The organism is Sphingomonas sp. LR59, assembly GCF_036855945.1.
Classification (GTDB): Bacteria; Pseudomonadota; Alphaproteobacteria; order Sphingomonadales; family Sphingomonadaceae; genus Sphingomonas.
On the sequence record NZ_JASPFL010000001.1, the window covers coordinates 882,855 to 901,824 of the forward strand.

Consider the following 18,970-nt stretch of genomic DNA (forward strand, 5'->3'; position numbering starts at 1 on the left):
GATCAGAGGGTGTGGAGCCGGACGCCGGCGCGTGTCGCGGCATCGGCGATCGCCGGTGGCGCGGGAAGGTCGGTAACGAGATCGTGGACCTGCGCGAAGTCGGCAACATGGACGGTGCCGGCGCGGTCGAACTTCGCCGCGTCGGCGACGACGATTACTCGGCGCGCGCCATCGAGCAGCGCGCGTTTGTACGCCGCCTCGTCGGGTTCGAAATCCATGAAGCCGCGCTTCGCTTCGATCGCACCCATCGACAGGATCGTCGCATCGGGCGAGAAACAGCGCGAGTAGCGAATCGCCTCGGCATCGAACGTCGCGCGGTAGTCCACGTTGACCGCGCCGCCGGCCAGGAAGACGCGGATCCCGTCGCAACCGAGCATGTCGCCCGCCACCTCCAGGTTGTTCGTGACGATCGTCAGTCGTCGCCGATCGGCGAGCGCGCGTGCAACCCAGCACGAGGTGGTGCCCGAATCGATCAGCACGGTCATCCCGTCCTCGATCAGCGTTGCGGCACGCCGCGCGATCGCCTGCTTTGCGTCCGCCTGGGCCTGCATCCGCAGCCGGTACGGCGCCTCCAGGCGATTGTCGGGAAGCTTGACCCCGCCGTGCACCTTGTACGCGCGACCGCTCGCTTCCAGTTGCCGCACGTCGCGCCGGATCGTCTCGTCGGACACAGCGAAATGATCGGCGAGCATCGTGATCGAACACGAGCCCCGCGCTTCGAGCAACGCGACCAGACTGGCGATACGATCCGACTGCGTCACACGGCTTCTCCTGTACGGCCTGTTTCTCCGCATCTCCCGTTGGGTACAAGCCACAAAATACCAACAATATCCACACGATGTCACAGCCATGTCACACGGCGCTTGCAAGGGCTGCGTCACAGGATGCCCGGCAATACTCGGACCGTGGCAAGGGGAAGACGACATGACCAAGTGGATGATGGGGGCTGCGATCCTGGCGATCGCGGCCACGACGAATGCGCGCGCGCAGACGACCGTAACGCCGTCCGCGACGCCTGCTGGCGATCCAGAACAGCCGCGCAGCGACGAGATCGTCGTGACCGGACAGTCGACCGCATTCGCAAACACGCGCGTGACCACGGCTATGATCGAGCGCCAGTCCGCGCTCGCCAGTGTCAACGACGTCATCAACGAATTGCCCGGCGTGTTCGTCGCGGAGGGTGACGCTTTCGGCTCGTCCGACTGGGCGACCTCGATCAGCATCCGCGGCTTCAACAGCGGCGGCGGCGGCGGCCAGCAGATCGGCTCGACGATCGACGGCCTGCCGAACGGCGGCTCGGGCTATGGCGGAGGATCGCGCGCCAACCGGTATATCGACGTGCTCGACCTGAAGACCGTCAACGTGTCGCAGGGCACTGCCGACATCTCGTCGCGCTCCAACGAAGCGCTCGGTGCGACGCTGGATTACGTGACCTCCGATCCGACGGCGGACAGCCGATTGCGCTTCACTGCCGCCGGGGTGATTTCGGTGCGCGCAAATTCTACGTACGCGGCGATACCGGCACCATCGCGCCGAATACTACCGCCTATGTCAGCGCGTCGACCTCACGCGTGCGCGACTGGATCGGCGGATCGGGCAAGACCAGCCGCGACCATATCGACGCCAAGGTGCTGAGCCGTGTCGGCACGGTCGATCTGACCGGCTTCGTCTCGTACGACGATGCGGATGAATCCGAGTTCGGATCGGTTTCGCCCGCGCAGTTCGCGAACGACCCGAACCATGACGCCTATACCGACAGCTGGACCGGGCTGCCGTATGTCGACCAGGCCTATCGCCCGACCTCGCGCGCGCTGCGGAAGAACCTGTTCGGGTATCTGAAGGCCCGTACCGAACTCGGCGAGGTGAAGCTGCAGGCGGCAGGCTATTATCACCGGATGCGCGGCCGCGGCGATTTCGCACCGCCGTACCTTGTCGATGTCCGCAACGACGGCAGCGGCAACCCGGAAAGTGAATATGTCGGCGGCCCGACGGTGCGCGGCAGCGACGCGCTCGGCAAGATCTACTTCGTCACGCCGACCGGTGCGGCGGCGACCCTGACGCCAGGGTGCGTCGGCACCAGCGGCGTGCCCGCCGAATACTCGCCGACCTGCTACGCATCCAACGCGACGCCAGTCATGTCGTACCGCCACACCCACTACAAGAACGACCGCATGGGCTTCACCAGCGACGTCGACTGGCAGCATGACTTCGGCGTGGTGCAGAACCAGTTCCGCGCGGGTTTCTGGTTCGAGCACAGCCGCGCCAACCAGCTTCGCGACTGGCACAAGATCACCAACGCGCGGGTCGGGCCAGCCTTCGACGGCACGCCGTATTACGTGCAGTTCAGCACCGACTACGGGCTCGACGAAGTGATGTATTATGCCGAAGACGCGGTGACTTATGGCCCGGTCACCGCACGGCTCGGCGTCAAGCAGTTCTTCCTCGACCAGAGCCGCACCGAACTGCTCGGCAATTTGAGCGCGACGTCGATCCGGTCGCATTCCGATCCGCTGATCAACGCCGGCCTGACCTATGCGACGCCGTTGCAGGGCATGGAGCTGTTCGCCGGCTATTCGCAGAACTTCGCGGCGATCGGCAACGGTCCGCTCGGCCAGCCGCCCGAGACGATCCGCAACCTGCGGCCGGAAACCGCGAACAACATCGAGATCGGCGCACGCTACAACACCGGGCGGATCCAGGCGTCGCTGACCGGCTACGATATCAAGTTCAAGAACCAGATCGTCTCGATCTCGTCGAACCTCGTCACCGGCATCGACTATCTGGAACAGCAGGACAGCGTGTATCTCAACGTCGGCGGCGTGAAGAGCCGCGGTATCGAGGCGGCGCTCGCCTACCGCGTGCTGCCACCGCTGACGCTGTCGGGCAGCTTCACCTACAACCACGCGACCTATATCGGCACCGGCAACGCCGCGCAGGATGCCGATGTCGGCGTGACGCCCGGCCAGCAGGTGATCAATTCGCCGCGCACGATGTGGGTGGTCTCGGCGGACTATAAGAAGTCGATCTTCAAGGCGGGTATCGCCACCAAGTTCGTCGGCGACCGCAATATCGACACGCAGGGCAAGGCCCAGGCCGGCAGCTTCACGCTGGTGAGCGGCTATGTCGGCGCCGATCTGGAGGCGGTGAGCGAGCAGCTTAAGGGCGTGTCGTTCACGGTGCAGGCGACCAACCTAACCGACGAACGCTATCTGTCGAGTGCCGATGGTGGCTCGGCGTTCCTCGGCACGCCGCGGACCGTGACCGCGTCGCTGTCGCTCGACTTCTGATCTGAAATGGGCATGGTTCGTCGGCGTTTGCGGACCATGTCCTTCACATGTGGATTGCCCCGATGACCGACGTTTCCCGCCGTTCGCTGCTAGGTGCCAGCCTTACCGGGGCCGCGCTGTCCGCGTTTCCCGCGGCGATCGCGCGGGCGGCGGCGATCGCACCCGATGTGAAGACCGGGTCGATCATGGATGTCGAGCATGTCGTCATCTTGATGCAGGAAAATCGCGGTTTCGATCATTATTTCGGGTCTTTGCGCGGCGTCCGCGGGTTTGCGGACCGGTTGCCGATCCCCGTGCCTTCGGCGGCCGATGCGACGAAGCCTGCGCCGGTCTGGTATCAGCGCGACCGGACGGCGGCCGGCGGCGCGCGTACCGTCCTACCGTTCCATCTAGCCACGCGCACGAATTTCGACCTGATGCGGATGGAGGGCACGCCGCACAGCTGGCCCGATGCGCAGCGCGGGTGGGACGAGGGCCGGATGGCGCACTGGCCCGAGGCGAAGAGCCAGCGCGCAATGGGGCATTACCGGCGAGAGGACATCCCGTTCCAGTTCGCGCTCGCCGAGGCGTTCACGGTCTGCGACGCGTATCATTGCTCGGTCCAGACCGGCACGAACACCAACCGCCTGTTCCTGTGGAGCGGCACTAACGATCCCGGCGGCACGCTGGGCGGCCCCGCGATCGGCAATTCGCACGACAGTTTCCCCGCAGACGGCGGCGCTGCCGAGCCGTATCGCTGGACGACGGTGGTCGAGCGGTTGCAGGCCAAGGGCGTCGACTGGCGCATCTACCAGGACATGGCGGACAATTTCACCGACAACCCGCTGGTCGGCTTCGCGGCGTTTCGCGACGCGCACCAGGGTAGCGGGGATCCTGCATTACGTGACCGTGCGCTGACGACACGCGGGCTCGACATGTTGCGGGCCGACGTGCTCGCCGGGCGACTGCCGCAAGTGTCGTACGTGATCGCCACCGCGAAAGGCTCGGAGCATCCCGGCCCGTCGAGCCCCGCGCAAGGCGCCGCCTATACCGCAGAGGTGCTCGACGCGCTGACCGCGGATCCGAAGGTCTGGGCGCGGACCGCGTTGCTGGTCATGTTCGACGAGAATGACGGCTTCTTCGATCACGTCCCGCCCCTGCGCCGCCATCGCGTTCGGCTGACGGCACGCTACTTGGTGGCTCGACGGTCGATCTGGCCGGCAGCTATCACACGGAACCGAGCAAGGGCGATGCGGCGATCGACCTCGCCGCCTATCGCGGTCGTCCCTACGGACTTGGGCCGCGCGTGCCGATGTACGTTGTCTCGCCGTGGAGCCGCGGCGGGTGGGTCAATTCGCAGGTGTTCGATCACACCTCGGTAATCCGCTTCCTCGAAAAGCGGTTCGATTTTCACGAGCCCAATATCACGCCCTGGCGCCGCGCGGTCTGCGGTGACCTGACCTCCGCGTTCGACTTCACCGCCGCAGATCCTGCGCCGTTCGCCGCCATGCCCGATCCGCGTACCGACGCCGCGCGGGCTGCTGCGATCCCCAAGCAGGTAAGCCCGCAGGCGCCGGCCGGTTCATCACCTCCATGGCAGGAACCCGGGATCCGTCGTGCCCGCCCGTTACCCTATGCGTTGACCGTCGGCGAGACCATCGCCGATGGCGCGATCACGCTTCGCTTCGCGGCGGACGGCACGCAGGCTGCGGTGTTCCACGTCTATGATCGGATCAACCTGACCCAGACGCCGCGCCGCTTCACGGTCGAGCCCGGACGCGCATTGGATGGGCGCTGGCCGTTCGATCACGAAGGCCGCTACGATCTCTGGGTGCTCGGTCCGAACGGGTTTCACCGACACTTCATGGGGCACAGGGACGATCCCGCACCGTTGTCCGAGCTGGTCTGGCGCGCAACCAGGACCGAGATGACATTGCTTCTTCCCGCCGGGCACCGCACGTCCGAGCTGATCGCGCGGACCGAACGCATCGGCGCGTCGACCCTGGTGACGCCGCTGACCGAGGCCCAGCGTAGCTGGCCGCTAAGCAAGAGCCATGGGTGGTACGACATCACGATCGGTGCAGCGAAAGTCCCCAACTATCTAAGGCGGGTATCAGGGCGCATCGACGCCCCCGGCCGAATTACGTGTAGCGATCCGTTCGTGATGGTTCCGCGGGTCTGACCCTCGTCAATTAGTCTCGACAAGACCGTGCATTCCGCAACCGGGTTTTGCGGACATCGGATACGTCGCTTAGGCTGGGTTGCGATCGGACTTGGTGACCCTGGCTGGAAAAGCTTTCGGATGCCTACGGCAGCGCTGCCGACATCCCGGACCTGTTGGAAAAGCCGCAGCGCTTTTCCGGAGGTGGATTGGCACGTGGCATGACGACGCCGATTTCCATACGACCGAAAGGTCATATCGCGCATCGCATGGCCGGGTGGAATGAGGGGTGCGCCGGATGACACGGCGCAACGACTTCTGATCTTCGACCTCGAACGGTGGCCGCGGCGGATCGTGGCGCCGGTTGAACCTTGGCAAACGCACTAATTTGCTCTGATTCAGGACGAACAAGATGACCGATACCAAGCATGATATTGTCGATACCGCCGTCGCTGCGGGTTCGTTCACGACGCTGGTCGCCGCGGTTGGCGCGGCGGGGCTGGTCGACACGCTGAAGGGCGAGGGGCCATTCACCGTCTTCGCACCGTCGGACGACGCATTCGCCGCGCTGCCGGCCGGCACCGTCGACGATCTGGTCAAGCCCGAGAACAAGGCCAAGCTGACCGAAATCCTCCTGCTTCACGTGCTGCCCGGCACGGTAATGGCGGCGGACGTGAGCGGCAAGGTGCTCGACCCGGCAACCGCCGGCGGCGCGACGGTCCATGTCGATGGCACCGACGGCGTGACCGTCAATGGCGCCAAGGTGGTGACCGCCGACATCGCCTGCACCAACGGTGTGATCCACGTGATCGACAAGGTGCTGCTGCCGACCGGCTGAGACCTCCACAATCCGGCACCGGGGCAGCAACGTCCCGGTGCCACCGGTTAAAGACGTGCGGGACGGTTACGATCGTCGGTGCGTTCAGACCTCGGCCAGCCCCATCGCCAGCGCTCGGTCATCTCCAATCCCCGCCGGCACGCCGCCGACGATCCGCGGATCGATCGCGAAGTCGCGCGCGATTTCGCGCGCGGTCATCTTGGCGGACATCATCACCGAGGGCGTGCCGCCGCCGGGCTGCGTCCCCTGACCGACAAGATACAGGTTCGTGACATCCTCGCTGCGGTTGTGCGGGCGGAAGAACGCGGTCTGCGTCATCCGTGGCTCGACCCCGAAGCCATTGCCGAGATGCGACCCCAGCACCTCCTCGAAATAGTCCGGCGTCACGAAGCTGCGATGGACGATCCGCTCACGCAGGCCGGGAATGTAACCGCGTTCGTCGAGGAAGGTCAGCACCGTGTCGGCAAAGCCTTCGCCGACCGCATCCCAGTCGATATCGCTCTGGTTGTTGGGGACCGGGATCAGCGTGTACGCCGCGTGGTGCCCCGCCGGCGCGAGGCTGGGGTCGGTAATCGTCGGGATGTGGAGATATTGCGAGAAGTCATCGGCGAGGATCTTGCGCTCGAAGATGTCGGTCAGAAGCTCCTCGTAGCGCGGGCCGAGAATGATGTTGTGGTGCCGCAGGTCGGGGTCGCCGTCCTGCATCCGGTACCCGAAATAGATCACCATCAGCGACATGCTCTGCTTGCGGAACTTGACCAGCGCGTCGCGATTGATCCGCCGGTGCGCCTTGTCGACGAGCTTCAGATAGGTGGTCGCATAGTCCGCGTTCGAGACGACCAGATCCGCCGCCAGCGTCTCGCCGTTCGCCAGCGTCACGCCGGTCGCGACGCGCTTGCGACCGCGCTTCTCGACCTCGATCCGATCGACCTTTGCGTTCAGTCGCACCGTTCCGCCGAGTTCCTCGAACTTGCGGACCATCGCCGCGACCAGCGCACCGGTGCCGCCGACCGCGAAATGCACGCCCCAGGTCTTTTCGACGAAATGGATCATCGCATAGATTGCCGGCACTTTCAGCGGGTTGCCGCCGATCAGCAGCGGTTCGAAGCTGAACACCTGCCGCATCTTGTCGCTCTTGAAATATTTCGAGATCAGCGAGAACAGCGGCTGGATCGCGCCGAGCTTCAACAGGTCGGGAAGGACGCCGACCATCGAGCCCAGCGAGCCGAAATAGGTATAGCCGAGCTCGAGGAAGCCGCGCTCGAAGATCGCGCGTGCGGCCTCGTGGAAGCGTTCGTAGCCCTCGAGATCCTCAGGGGCCAACCGCGCGATCTGCGCGCGGACATTGACCGGATCGGCGTCGTAATCGAAGAAGCTGCCGTCGTCGAAATAGATCCGGTAGAACGGCAGGATCGGCACGATGTCGACATAACGCTGCGTGTTGGGGCCGCCGCTGGCGCCCGATACGATGCGGCTACCTTCCGCGAGCACCGATGGCGGAAAATCGGGTTCATCGAGCATCGCTGCGTCGCGCTCCAGCGAGAACAGCTCCTCGATGAAATGCGGGACGGTCAGCACGGTCGGCCCCATATCGAAGACGAAGCCATCGACGCGGCGGACATAGGCGCGGCCGCCGACATCGCCGAGCTGCTCGACGACCTGCGTCTCGAAGCCGAGGCTCTGCAGGCGGATCGCGCAGGCGATGCCGCCGATCCCCGATCCGATTACGATAGCGCGCTGGCGGGTCATGACGGTCATCTTTCCTGGGAGTCGGTAGAGGATCTGCGGCACTCTACGAGCGGTCGTTCGATCCCGCGCGATAACCGCGGATGCGGCACCGCGACAGGGGCGAACGGCTGCAACGCCCGATCGGTGCTGGTGGGGGCAGACCCGCGGGTGAGTTTCGCTACGCTCTCGTCAATCGTGTCACGATACGGACTTTGGGCCGTATCCCGTGCCGGCCAGCGTCGCGTCGCTCGACGAGAGGATATGATCGCACGGCAGCGTATCGGGGATCGCATTGCCGATCGGGGTAGGTGGGACCCGTCCTTTGGTCCGTATTGCCTGGCGAACGCCTAGTGCCGAGACCGCAGACGGGCTGATGGTGAGTGATTTCGCGCCCCGAAAAGGCGCTGTGACTCCCCTTCAGGCCCGTCGTTTCAGGATCCCGAACGCTTGTCGGTGGCCGGCAGACGGGAGTGTATGATGCTAGGAGAACCAAGATGACATCACGGATCGCGCGCACATTGGGCGTCTGCCTCGCACTGTCGGTTGCGGTGCCGGTTATTGCGGTCGCCGCTAACCCGAAGGTTGGCGGCGCCGCCATGTATGCCAGCAAAACCATCGTCCAGAATGCCTCCGCCGCCAGCAACCTGACGACGCTGGTCGCCGCGGTGAAGGCCGCCGGTCTCGTTGAGACGCTATCCGGCCCAGGCCCGTTCACGGTGTTCGCACCGACGAACGCAGCCTTTTCGAAGCTGCCCGCCGGCACGGTGACGACGCTCCTCAAGCCCGAGAACAAGGCCCAGCTTACGGGTATTCTGACCTACCACGTGGTGCCGGGGAAGATCACCGCGAAGGATGCGCTGGCCGCGATCAAGGCCGGGGGCGGCAAGGCGACGCTCACCACCGTGCAGGGCGAGGCGCTCACGGCGCGCGTCACGAACGGCAAGATCGTGCTGACCGACGCCAAGGGCGGCAAGTCGACCGTGACGACGGCAGACGTGATGCAGTCGAACGGTGTGGTCCACGTGGTGGACACGGTGCTCATGCCGTGACGCAAATCGTGGCGCCGGCGTGTCCGGCGCCACGTCCTCTCTGCCCCCGGCAGTGGTCACAATACGCGTTGCATAGGGCCTTGCATGAAGTCTTTCGGCGAACATCAGGCCGACGCCTCGAAGGAGGACATAGTCGCCGATCGGTCCTTCAAGCCGGCCGTGGGCGAAACCGAGCACACTGTCGCGTCGATCGGCTTTCGTGCCGTCGAACGCATCTTACTCCTGCTCGTGGCGCTGATGACGATCTGCGGTGCCGCGACCGAGATCTATCAAATCTACCAGACCCGCTCGATCAATCTCGCCGATATCCTTCTGATGTTTCTCTACACCGAGGTGATCGGCATGGTGAATGTGTTCTACACCGGCAAGGGCGCGACCTTCATCTATCCGATATTCATCGCGATCACCGCGCTGGCGCGGCTCATCGTGCTGCAAAGCAAGGACATGGCGCCCGAAAATATCGTGTTCGAGGCGAGCGCGATCCTGCTGCTTGCGGTGGCGGCGATGGCGATGACGCGCCTCAGTCGATCGACGGGTTAAATCGAGCGATGGATGGGGCGGCGTTTCATGGCTAGGGACGAGGGCGGGTTGTTGAGCGGCCTTAGCCGCTCACGCCACGTGAAGGACGAAAACGGCGCAGCGCGTCTGGCCGGCTAGCGACGGACATTTATGGTCTGCCAGAAGATGGTAGGGCCGACCGCCGATTTGTCGAATTCGAAGGCAGGTCAGGAAGAATTTTCATGGCGAGACCATTGGAGTGGTTCCCTCACCACGCCATGGGGGGCCTCGAGACCGCAACTAACGGAGGCTCGGTGCATGTCGAGTGAAGACATAGGGCGTAAGACCTTCGTGGAGGACGATTCTGGTCGGTGCCGGGAGCCGGTCGAGGCGAAGCTTCAAGATTGAGCGGGTACCGTCTACGTCGAACCCGATGTCCGGAACGGCGCCAACATATACCTGTGGCAGTATGTACGGCCCATCCGCGTCTTGGGCTACGGTATAGCGGATCTTGCGCTGGCCGTTCAGTAACATCTCGCCATCGGTAAGCGTGATCGTTCCGCAGTAGTCGTTGACAAAGGTCCCGTTCTCGCCCTTTCCCACTGCGGAATTCGGCAGCATAATGGCAAGGCAAGCAACTAGCGCCACCCCAAGCACCACGGTTCCAAATGTGATCCAGCGCCTCATCACTAGGTTTCCTTGCGTAAGCCTGACGGTCTGTAGGTGAGGCCTTCGACAAACACGACAGTTTTTGTTGGATGCCTTGTGCAGAGTGAGGTATCTCGAACAACCTCAGCTGATCACCTAAATTACCTAAAGGCTCAATGACGGAAAATGGGTCGGCGCTGCACAGGAAAAACGGCCGCTTTCTCGCATCCAAAACCGTGGCAGCGCTCACTCAAGGGTCCCCTGTCTCAGGCGATTGAGCGAGGTCACGAGGCAGTTGTAAGACGTCACCTCGCTCCCGACACGTGAACATTTGCGTCATGGAGGCCTCTTTCCGGCCGCAACTTTGCAGGATCAGGGAAGCGGTGTGCTCGGCGGAGCGATGAACCCTCCGGCCATTCGTCCGTTCGCATCGAGGAAAGCAGACATCAATACTCCACCGTTGGCGAAAACCAGATTGTAGACGTCGTCCCCCATTCTGCCCTTCCCCCGATACGTGATCGACTTCAACTCGCCCATGGATTTGAACATGGGTTGTGACATCGGCATATCACTGCGCACTAGATCGCCGAATTTCGGGGCAAGCTTGTCATAGTCCGGGGAGCCGCTCGCCAGACCAGCGACAAGGCGCCTTACTGCAGCTTCAGTGCCAGGTGATGGCGCCGCCGAGGAAGGAATGCGGTTGCCTGGTTGCAGTATGCCGCCCGCCATTCTGCCCTCGGCATCGAGCGCGGCCGACATCAGTACCTCACCGTTGGTGAAGACAAGGTTGTAGATGTCATCGTTCTTCATGCCGCGTGAGCGAAACGTCACAGATTTGAGCTCGCCGAGGGCCTTGAACATGGGGTGGGTCATGGGCAGGTCGCGGCGAACGACCTCAGCGAACCCAGGCGAAAGTTTTTCGTAATTAGGTGAGCCGCTCGCGAGACCGGCGACAAGCTGCCGCAGCACAGCTTCGGTGCCTGGTATTGGCGCTGCGGTCGCTGACGTTGCCGGCGCCGCATTGGCGACGGCGGGTGGAAATGCCTGTTGGCCGCCAGGGCCAGAGGCCTGGAGCCAGACGATGAGGGCGGCTGCCGCGACTAAGATCATAAGGATCGCTCCTGAAATCACGTAGGTGGAGGGGCGCTGCTCACCCCGCGTGATCGGCGGGTGCGGAATGGCGGCGGGAACCTCCTCAACGATCGTGCCGGTTCCGGAAAGGCCGGACGCTTGGGGTACCAAGCGGTTGGACTCGTCGGCTGCTGCCACCAGCTTTGCCGCCTCAAGCGAGGACGACACGCCCAGCTTGGCTCGCGCCATCTTAAGGCGCTTTTCGACAGCGTGAGGAGAGACGCCCAGATCCAGCGCCATCTCCTTGGCCGTCTGATGATCCAGACAACGCTTCAAGCACTCCCGCTCACCTGTCGTCAGGCGCAAGATCGCGGCCCGCATGCTGTCGTCGATCTTGTCTGTCTTCATGCCGGCCATGGTAACGCCTAGGGAGAAAGTACCAACCATGGCGTCTGGTACCGCTCTAGTACTCTGACTGGGTACCAACCCGTTCCGGCGGCATTCCGCGCTTGCCGAGACACGACCGCGATACGTCGAGGCCGGTGGTACCGAGTTTGGTGTAGTCCATAATTGCATACCTTGCGAAGTTCATGTGCCGAACGAGCGGCGTGGTAATGCAGTCCGATCGATTGTCGTATCGCGCTTGTGTCAATGCCGGTTCGCGGTCATCCTGTTGTAATGAAACGCTTGCTTCCCCTGGTCCTCCTCCTCACCGCTGCGACCGATCCGGCTCCACCGATTCTGTCCGCCGCTCGGATCAAGGCCGATGTCCGCACGCTCAGCGCGGATGATTTCCATGGCCGCGGACCGACGCAGGCCGGTGAAACGGTAACGCTCGCGTTCCTTGATGCTCGGTTCAAGCAGCTTGGTCTGAAGCCGGGCGGGGATGAGGGATATCGCCAGACGGTACCGATGCTCCGTTGGACCCGCGATCGTGCCAGTTTCACGCTTGATCTGGGGGGCGCCAAGCGGGCGCTTACACCCGGCACCGACGTCGCGGCGAGTTCCCGGATCGTCGGTACCGCCGGGTTGGACCACGCAGCCATCGTCTTCGTTGGCTATGGCGTTGTCGAACCGCGCCTCGGCTATGATCCGTATCGCGGCGTGGATGTGCGCGGTAAGGTGGTCGTGGCGCTCGCGGGCGATCCGGATGTCGAGGCGGGGCGCGATCTCGGCTTCGGCGGCCGGGCCTCATCCCCCGCGGTACGCACAAAGCTTGCTGAGGCGCAGAAACGCGGTGCTGCCGCGTTCTTCCAGATCCACGACACGTTCCCGTCGAGTTACCCATGGCTTCAACTTGCAAAGGGCGATGCCGTCCCGGGATATGCGCTCGACACCGGCAGCGTGCCGGCTGCATTCGGTTTGCGCGGAACCCTGCGCAATGACATCGGCATCGCGCTGCTCAAACAGGGTGGTCTCGACTATGCCGCCGCAAAGCTCGCCGCGCAGAAGGCCGACTTTGGGGCAGTCGAACTCAAAGGCGCGTATCTCACCGCGTCGACGACTGTCTCTCTTGACCGTGTCGTCAGCCACAACATCGTCGGTATCCTGCCCGGCACGGATCCAGCCGCCGGCAGTGTGCTCTACGGCGCGCACTGGGATGCGTATGGCGAGAACGCGTTCGATCCGCCCGCGGACCGCATCCGCAATGGCGCAATCGACAATGGTACTGGGACCGCGACGCTGTTGGAAATCGCCCGCACCTTCGTGAGTGCGAAGCGACCCCGGCGCTCGGTAGTGTTCGCCCTGTGGACGGCAGAAGAGAAGGGGCTGCTCGGCGCAAGCTGGTATGCCGAACACCCTGCGCTGACGCTCGCAATCACGGCGGCGCAGTTTAATCTCGATCCGCATGTCGTCTTGGGCCGGACGCGTGATCTCGAGCTGATCGGTGTCGGCAGGACGCCGCTGGAAACCGACCTAGCGCGCGTCGCTGCTGCGCAAGGGCTCAAGATCGTGCCTGAGGAGAACACCGAGGCAGGCTGGTACTACCGGTCTGATCACTACGCCTTGGCACAGAAGGGCGTGCCCGGCGTGTATTTCCGTGCGGGCCGCGATCTCGTCAATGGTGGTCTCGTTGCCGGCGAGCGGGAGCGAGCGCGCTACAACGCGGCATGCTATCATCAGACTTGCGACGAATTCGATCCCCGCTGGGACATGACGGGGGCCGCGCAGGAGGGCAGCGTTGCCTATGAGCTTGGTCGCGAGATCGCCACGGGACGTAGTTGGCCTACCTGGTCCGCGGTCGAGCCGTTTGCAGCGGAACGCGCAAAGTCGCAGGCAGCCCGACAGCCTTGATTATGGGGGCTTCTTGCGGCCACGTTTGCCTGCGCCGTATAATTGGCAGGAGGAAGCGCGGAAAGTAGCGTTTAATTCCGGTACTAGGTATTGCCAGTCTATGCTCGGGCCGAGAACTACCTCTAAGGGCTGGTTCGACGACAGCATCGACAGCAAGCCATGATTTACATTTTCGCGTCACCGAGCAGGACTGATCGGCTCGGTGGCCAGTTCCCACTCGTTGACGAACCGGTCAGGAGATGGGCATCATCCTCACCCATGCGCCTCGCGTGCTGTCCTTCAGTCCGACGCCATAACCGTTTCACGGTCTCTAATCGGCCACGCGCAAACCCATGCGACGAGCGCCGTGCAGCGCGGACATCATATGCCCTCGTTGAAGTAGGTAGTGTCTATCCGATGCCGCTTCAGGATCGATTGGAACGCGCTCCGCATGCGCGTAGTGTGCTTGTCGGTGACGGATCCTACCCAGGCGGTCAGGACGAGCATCAGACAGGCAAGGAAGGGCAACAGCCTACGCATCGGTCAGCGGTTGAACACTAAATTTGTGTCCTCGAGTCACCATCACGGATATGCCAAAGCGTGTAGTGTACTGAACCGGGATGGCTGGCGTGAGTGAGATGGATGTGCGCGGTGCCCAGCGGCTTGCCGCACTGGCCTGCTATGAGGTTCTGGATACACCGCGCGAGCCCTCGTTCGACGAGCTCGCCGAGCTGGCCGCAAAGCTGTGCGACACGCCCATCGCGGTCGTGAACCTGATCGGTGACGAGCGTCAGTTCTTCAAGGCGGAAACAGGTCTCGGCGTACGCGAGACGCCCTATGACAGCTCGTTCTGCGCGAAGGCGATTCTGGAGGAAGAGTTCCTGCTGGTGCCGGACACCAGGCAGGACAGTCGCTTCGATCGCAATCCTCTGGTCGTCGGTGAGCCGCATATCCGGTTCTACGCGGGCGCCGTTCTGAAAACGGCGGAAGGCGTACCGATCGGCACGTTATGCGTGCTCGACTACCGCCCGCGCGATCTGACTGCGCTTCAACTGGAGACGCTACGCGTTCTGTCGCGTCAGGTCATGGCGCAACTGGACCTGCGAAGAGCCGATCGCGAGCGCGAACGGCAATATGCGGCGGCGCAGGAGAGCGAGGCGCGCTACCGGACATTGTTCGAATCCATCGAATCCGGCTTCTGCCTGGCCGAGGTCGTGCAGCATAATTCGGCGGGATTGGTCGATTACCGCATCACGGATGCAAACCCGGCATTCTATCGACAAACCGGGTTCCCCGAAGCCATCCGCGGACATTGGTTGCGCCAAGCCGTCCCCGATCTGGAGGAGCATTGGTACGAGACATACGGACGCGTCGCGCGCACCGGCGATCCAATCCGTTTCGAGCAAGGCTCGGACGTTCTAGGCCGATGGTTCGACGTCTACGCGTTCCGGGTCGGCAGCGCCGATGACGGGCGCATCGCGATCCTGTTCAACGACATTTCCGCCCGTCGTCGCGCCGAGGACGCGCTGCGGAGCCTGAACGAGCGGCTGGAGCAGGAGGTGGCCAGCCGGACGGCGCAGCTCCAGCTGTCGCAGGACATCATCGAGGCCAGCGTCGATCCGATCTGCGCGTTCGACACCGACTATCGGCTCATCGCGTTCAACCAGGCGCACAGCGACGACTTCTACCGGATCTACGGCCATCGCGTTCAGATTGGAGAGGTCTTTCCCGACCTGTTTTCAGACGATCAGGCGCCGATCATACGCCGTTTCATGGCGCGCGCTTTGGCCGGTGAAAGCTATACGGTAAGCCAGGAATTCGGGGATCCCGATCTCGCCAAGCCCTGCTGGGAGGTCTCCTATTCACCACTGCGCGACGCAGCGGGGACCGTGATAGGCGCGTTTCACTACGCCCGGGACATATCGGTCAGGCTTCGCGCGGACGCCGAGCTCGCCGAGACTCAGGAGGCGCTGCGCCAAGCGCAGAAGATGGAGGCGGTTGGACAGCTGACCGGCGGGCTGGCGCACGACTTCAACAACCTGTTGACCGGGATGATGGGCAACCTCGAGCTGTTGCAGTTGCGTGTCGCGCGCGGGCGGCACGACGACCTGGACCGGTTCGTCAACGCGGCTCAGGGTGCAGGGCGACGGGCCGCGTCGCTGACGCAGCGGCTGCTCGCCTTCTCGCGCAGGCAGACGCTCGATCCGAAGCCGACCGATGTGAACAAGCTGATCTTCGGCCTTGAGGAAATGCTCCAGCGTACGGTTGGCGCGACGACCTATATCGAGATTGTCGGCGCAGTCGGGCTATGGACCGCCGAGATCGATGCGGGCCAGCTCGAGAATGCGATCTTGAACCTGTGCATCAACGGACGCGACGCGATGCCCGACGGTGGCAAGCTCACGATCGAGACCGCCAACAAGTGGATCGACGATCGCACCAGCCGCGAACGTGATCTGCCGCCGGGCCAGTATATCTCGCTGTGCGTGACCGATACCGGCACCGGCATGAGCGCGGAGACGATCGAGCGCGCGTTCGAGCCCTTCTTTACCACCAAGCCGATCGGCCAGGGCACCGGACTCGGCCTTTCGATGATCTACGGTTTCGCGCGGCAGTCCGGCGGCCAGGTACGCATCTACTCGGAGATCGGCGAGGGCACGACGGTGTGCATATACCTGCCGCGGCATCACGGTGATGCGCTGCTCGACATCGACACCCAGACTAGCGCGCTGGTCGATGGTGGAAACGGGCAGACGATATTGGTCGTCGACGATGAGGCGACCATCCGGCACCTGATCGACGAGGTCCTGGACGATCTTGGTTACACCGTTATCGGCGCGGGCGACGGTGCGGCTGGCATCAAGGTGCTGCAGTCCGGGGCGAGGATCGACTTGCTGATTACCGATGTCGGGTTGCCGAACGGTATGAACGGCCGTCAGGTTGCCGACGAAGCACGACGGCTGAGGCCGGGTTTGAAGGTGTTGTTCATCACCGGGTTTGCCGAGAATGCGGCCGTGGGGAACGGCCATCTGGAACCAGGCATGGAATTGCTGACGAAGCCGTTCACGCTGGAAGCGCTGTCGTCGAAGGTCGCCACGATGTTGGCGAGATAGGGCGACTGTCGCTGTCCGGCTGACTGTCTCTGGTCGGGCTTTGGTTGGCGCCAGTGCGACCAGATCAAATTAGCGTACGTCATCTTCCGGAAAGTACGGATCGAACTCGGTCTCAATGTAGGTCGTGCAAGGCTTGCGACCGATGGGACGAGAGCAGGGTAATTGCCGCCCGTCCTCGTCCCAGGGTCACATCATGCGCTTTGTGGCGCCGTGTTACGCAAGCTCGATCTTCCCGTTCATGCCGGGCCAGTCTGAGTAGCCGACCGAGCCGCCGCCATACCAATAGTCCTTCGGCGCTTCGGCCAGCGGGGCGCCCGTGCGCAGCCGCTCGACGAGATCGGGATTGGCAAGGAAGGGCCGGCCGAAACTGAACAGATCGGCGTTGCCGTCCGCCAGCGTTTGCTCGGCAAGATCGAGCGTATACTGGTTGTTGGCGATGTAGGCGCCGGAGAAGCGCTTGCGCAGTTCCTGGAAGTCGACACCGTCCGGCACGTCGCGCGTCTGCTGGGTCACGCCTTCGATTTCGTGGATATAGAGCAGCCCGATCTCGGACAGCGCGTCGACGAATGTGTCGAACGTACGGCCGACCTGGCTATCGAGCGGGGTCTTGCCAGGTTCGGTCGTCGCCGGCGAGATGCGGATGCCGACCCGATTGGCGCCCCAGACCTCGATCACGGCACGGACCACGTCGAGCGGAAAACGCAGGCGGTTCTCGATCGAGCCGCCATAGTCGTCGGTGCGCTGGTTGGTGCTGTCGCGGATGAATTGCTCGAGCAGATAGTTGTTCGCGGCGTGGACCTCGACGCCATCGAAACCGGCGGTCTTCGCCTGTTCGGCGGCATGCCGATAGTCCTCGACGATCGCGGGGATCTCGTCCGTTTCGAGCGCACGCGGCGTGACGAAATCCTTCAGGCCGTCATTGGTGAAGGCCTGCCCTTCCGGCGCAATCGCGGACGGCGCCACCGGAAGCGCACCGCCGTGCAGATCGGGGTGCGAGATGCGGCCCGTGTGCCACAACTGAAGGAAGATCTTGCCACCACGCCGGTGGACCGCCGCGACGATCGGCTTCCACGCTGCGACCTGCGCATCGGACCAGATGCCGGGCGTCAGCGCGTAGCCACGCGCCTGCGCTGAGATGTTCGTTGCCTCGGTGATGATGAGGCCGGCATCCGCGCGCTGCGCATAATAGTCGGCGGCGAACGCGGGCGGTATGCCCTCCTCGTTCGAGCGGCTGCGCGTGAGCGGCGCCATGACGATACGGTTTTGCAGGTGCAGGTCACCGATCGTGACGGGTTGCAGGACGGGGCTGGCAAGCTGATCGGACATGGCGGTATCTTCCGTAGAAATAGAGAGAATTCGGGCGGGGCGAGGCTGTAACGCGCGGGCGGCTACTTGATTCCGACGCGACGCCGAGACGGTCGAAGTTTCGGGCAGCGTGCAGGTTAGCGACGGTTGTCGAGTTCCGGTACACCGCTGCTTCGGTTGGCGTAGGCGGCGAGGAACGTCAGGCGGCGTTGTAAGCGCTGCCAGAACGCGTCGGCATGCACATCCCGTTCTTCAAGCGGCGCTGCATGTGCGGACCTCTACCAAGTGATCGGTAACTGGCTAAATATGGGCTTGCGTCCAACGCGTCAAGGTCTATCTACCACTTGGTTGGTTTGCAGGATGGGTAATGCGATTGGCGACGTCGAACTCCCGGGAAGCCGTGCTCGCCGCGGCAAGGCGCAGCGCGATGGCGCGCGGCTATAACGGCCTGAATTTTCGCGACATCGCAGCCGAGGTCGGGATCAAGGCGCCGAGCATCTATCATCATTTCGCGACCAAGGCCGATCTCGGCGCGGCGGTCGCGCGGCGCTATTGGGAGGACACCGTCGCGCAGCTAGCGGCGATTTCGGACGAGACGCCAGATCCGCTCGAGGCGCTGCACCGCTATCCGGAAATCTTCCGAAAATCGCTATCGAACGACAACCGCATCTGTCTGTCGAGTTTCATGGCGGCGGAATATGACGATCTTCCGGACCCGGTGAAAACTGAAGTCCAAGGCTTTGCCGACGTCAACGTCGCCTGGCTGAGCAAGCTCCTCGTCGACGCCAGGATCGTCGGGTCGGCCGAGAGCGAGACCAGGGCGCGGGCCATCTACGCGGCCGTCGCAGGGGCGCAGCTCTTCGCGAGGGGCCGTTCGGATATCGCGCTGTTCGACACGATGATCGACAGCTACCGGTCGGCCGGACTCCTGCCGGCTTGATAGCGCAATCGCCGCGGGGTTAGTCTGTAGCGACCAACCCTCGACAATCGGCAGATATCCGTAAGCGCGTGGCCCTTAT

The 18,970-nt window shown here is 63.5% G+C and carries 14 protein-coding genes and 2 pseudogenes; 11 read left to right on the forward strand and 5 right to left on the reverse strand.

What is annotated here, in order from left to right:
• Positions 1-2 precede the first annotated feature (2 nt).
• Complete coding sequence (locus QP164_RS04135) at positions 3-761, reverse strand: DeoR/GlpR family DNA-binding transcription regulator (RefSeq protein ID WP_243693272.1); 759 nt, start codon at positions 759-761, stop codon at positions 3-5.
• Between the two features lie 163 nt (positions 762-924).
• Between QP164_RS04135 and QP164_RS04140 the strand changes: the two genes are divergently transcribed.
• The 6 genes and pseudogenes from QP164_RS04140 (at position 925) to QP164_RS04165 (ending at position 6,265) form a co-directional block, all read left to right on the forward strand.
• Positions 925-1,635 carry a Plug domain-containing protein gene (locus QP164_RS04140; protein WP_333922243.1) on the forward strand — a complete coding sequence of 237 codons (711 nt, stop codon included), beginning with the start codon at positions 925-927 and terminating at the stop codon, positions 1,633-1,635.
• A complete protein-coding gene (locus QP164_RS04145) occupies positions 1,572-3,287 on the forward strand; it encodes a TonB-dependent receptor domain-containing protein (protein WP_333922244.1) in 1,716 nt (571 codons plus the stop codon). Before QP164_RS04140 ends, QP164_RS04145 begins: the two co-directional genes overlap by 64 nt.
• Positions 3,288-3,499: 212 nt before the next feature.
• Positions 3,500-4,366: pseudogene (locus tag QP164_RS04150) on the forward strand (alkaline phosphatase family protein); the annotation flags it as partial.
• 113 nt (positions 4,367-4,479) lie between these two features.
• Positions 4,480-4,614: pseudogene (locus QP164_RS04155) on the forward strand (alkaline phosphatase family protein); the annotation flags it as partial.
• 12 nt (positions 4,615-4,626) lie between these two features.
• Positions 4,627-5,448, forward strand: coding sequence for a phospholipase domain-containing protein (locus QP164_RS04160; protein ID WP_333922245.1), 822 nt, complete (start codon positions 4,627-4,629; stop codon positions 5,446-5,448).
• Positions 5,449-5,839: 391 nt separating this feature from the next.
• Positions 5,840-6,265 (forward strand): fasciclin domain-containing protein, encoded by a 426-nt coding sequence (locus tag QP164_RS04165; protein ID WP_332756231.1) that lies wholly within the window; start codon positions 5,840-5,842, stop codon positions 6,263-6,265.
• Between the two features lie 84 nt (positions 6,266-6,349).
• Here QP164_RS04165 and crtI read toward each other — a convergent pair whose 3' ends face one another.
• Positions 6,350-8,014 carry a phytoene desaturase family protein gene (gene crtI / locus QP164_RS04170; protein WP_333922246.1) on the reverse strand — a complete coding sequence of 555 codons (1,665 nt, stop codon included), beginning with the start codon at positions 8,012-8,014 and terminating at the stop codon, positions 6,350-6,352.
• Positions 8,015-8,487: 473 nt separating this feature from the next.
• Between crtI and QP164_RS04175 the strand changes: the two genes are divergently transcribed.
• Positions 8,488-9,042: a fasciclin domain-containing protein gene (locus tag QP164_RS04175; protein WP_333922247.1), complete on the forward strand. Its 555-nt coding sequence runs from the start codon at positions 8,488-8,490 to the stop codon at positions 9,040-9,042.
• 84 nt (positions 9,043-9,126) lie between these two features.
• A complete protein-coding gene (locus QP164_RS04180; RefSeq protein ID WP_277982828.1) occupies positions 9,127-9,582 on the forward strand; it encodes a phosphate-starvation-inducible protein PsiE in 456 nt (151 codons plus the stop codon).
• 258 nt (positions 9,583-9,840) lie between these two features.
• Here the strand turns inward: QP164_RS04180 and QP164_RS04185 are convergent, their stop codons facing one another.
• The gene (locus QP164_RS04185) at positions 9,841-10,227 is read right to left on the reverse strand and encodes a hypothetical protein (RefSeq protein ID WP_132896565.1); all 387 of its coding nucleotides are present in this window, start codon (positions 10,225-10,227) and stop codon (positions 9,841-9,843) included.
• 333 nt (positions 10,228-10,560) lie between these two features.
• Complete coding sequence (locus tag QP164_RS04190; RefSeq protein WP_333922248.1) at positions 10,561-11,667, reverse strand: helix-turn-helix transcriptional regulator; 1,107 nt, start codon at positions 11,665-11,667, stop codon at positions 10,561-10,563.
• Positions 11,668-11,937: 270 nt separating this feature from the next.
• Here QP164_RS04190 and QP164_RS04195 point away from each other — a divergent pair, with 270 nt between their 5' ends.
• Positions 11,938-13,554: a M28 family peptidase gene (locus QP164_RS04195; protein ID WP_333922249.1), complete on the forward strand. Its 1,617-nt coding sequence runs from the start codon at positions 11,938-11,940 to the stop codon at positions 13,552-13,554.
• Between the two features lie 617 nt (positions 13,555-14,171).
• A complete protein-coding gene (locus tag QP164_RS04200; RefSeq protein WP_333924178.1) occupies positions 14,172-16,646 on the forward strand; it encodes a PAS domain-containing protein in 2,475 nt (824 codons plus the stop codon).
• Positions 16,647-16,859: 213 nt separating this feature from the next.
• Here the strand turns inward: QP164_RS04200 and QP164_RS04205 are convergent, their stop codons facing one another.
• On the reverse strand, positions 16,860-17,972 hold the full coding sequence (locus tag QP164_RS04205) for an alkene reductase (RefSeq protein ID WP_333922250.1): 1,113 nt from the start codon (positions 17,970-17,972) through the stop codon (positions 16,860-16,862).
• A gap of 346 nt (positions 17,973-18,318) precedes the next feature.
• On the opposite strand from QP164_RS04205, the gene QP164_RS04210 reads away from it, so the two are divergent.
• Entirely contained in the window at positions 18,319-18,891 is a 573-nt protein-coding gene (locus QP164_RS04210) for a TetR/AcrR family transcriptional regulator (protein ID WP_132896561.1), read from the forward strand.
• The last annotated feature ends 79 nt before the right edge of the window (positions 18,892-18,970 follow it).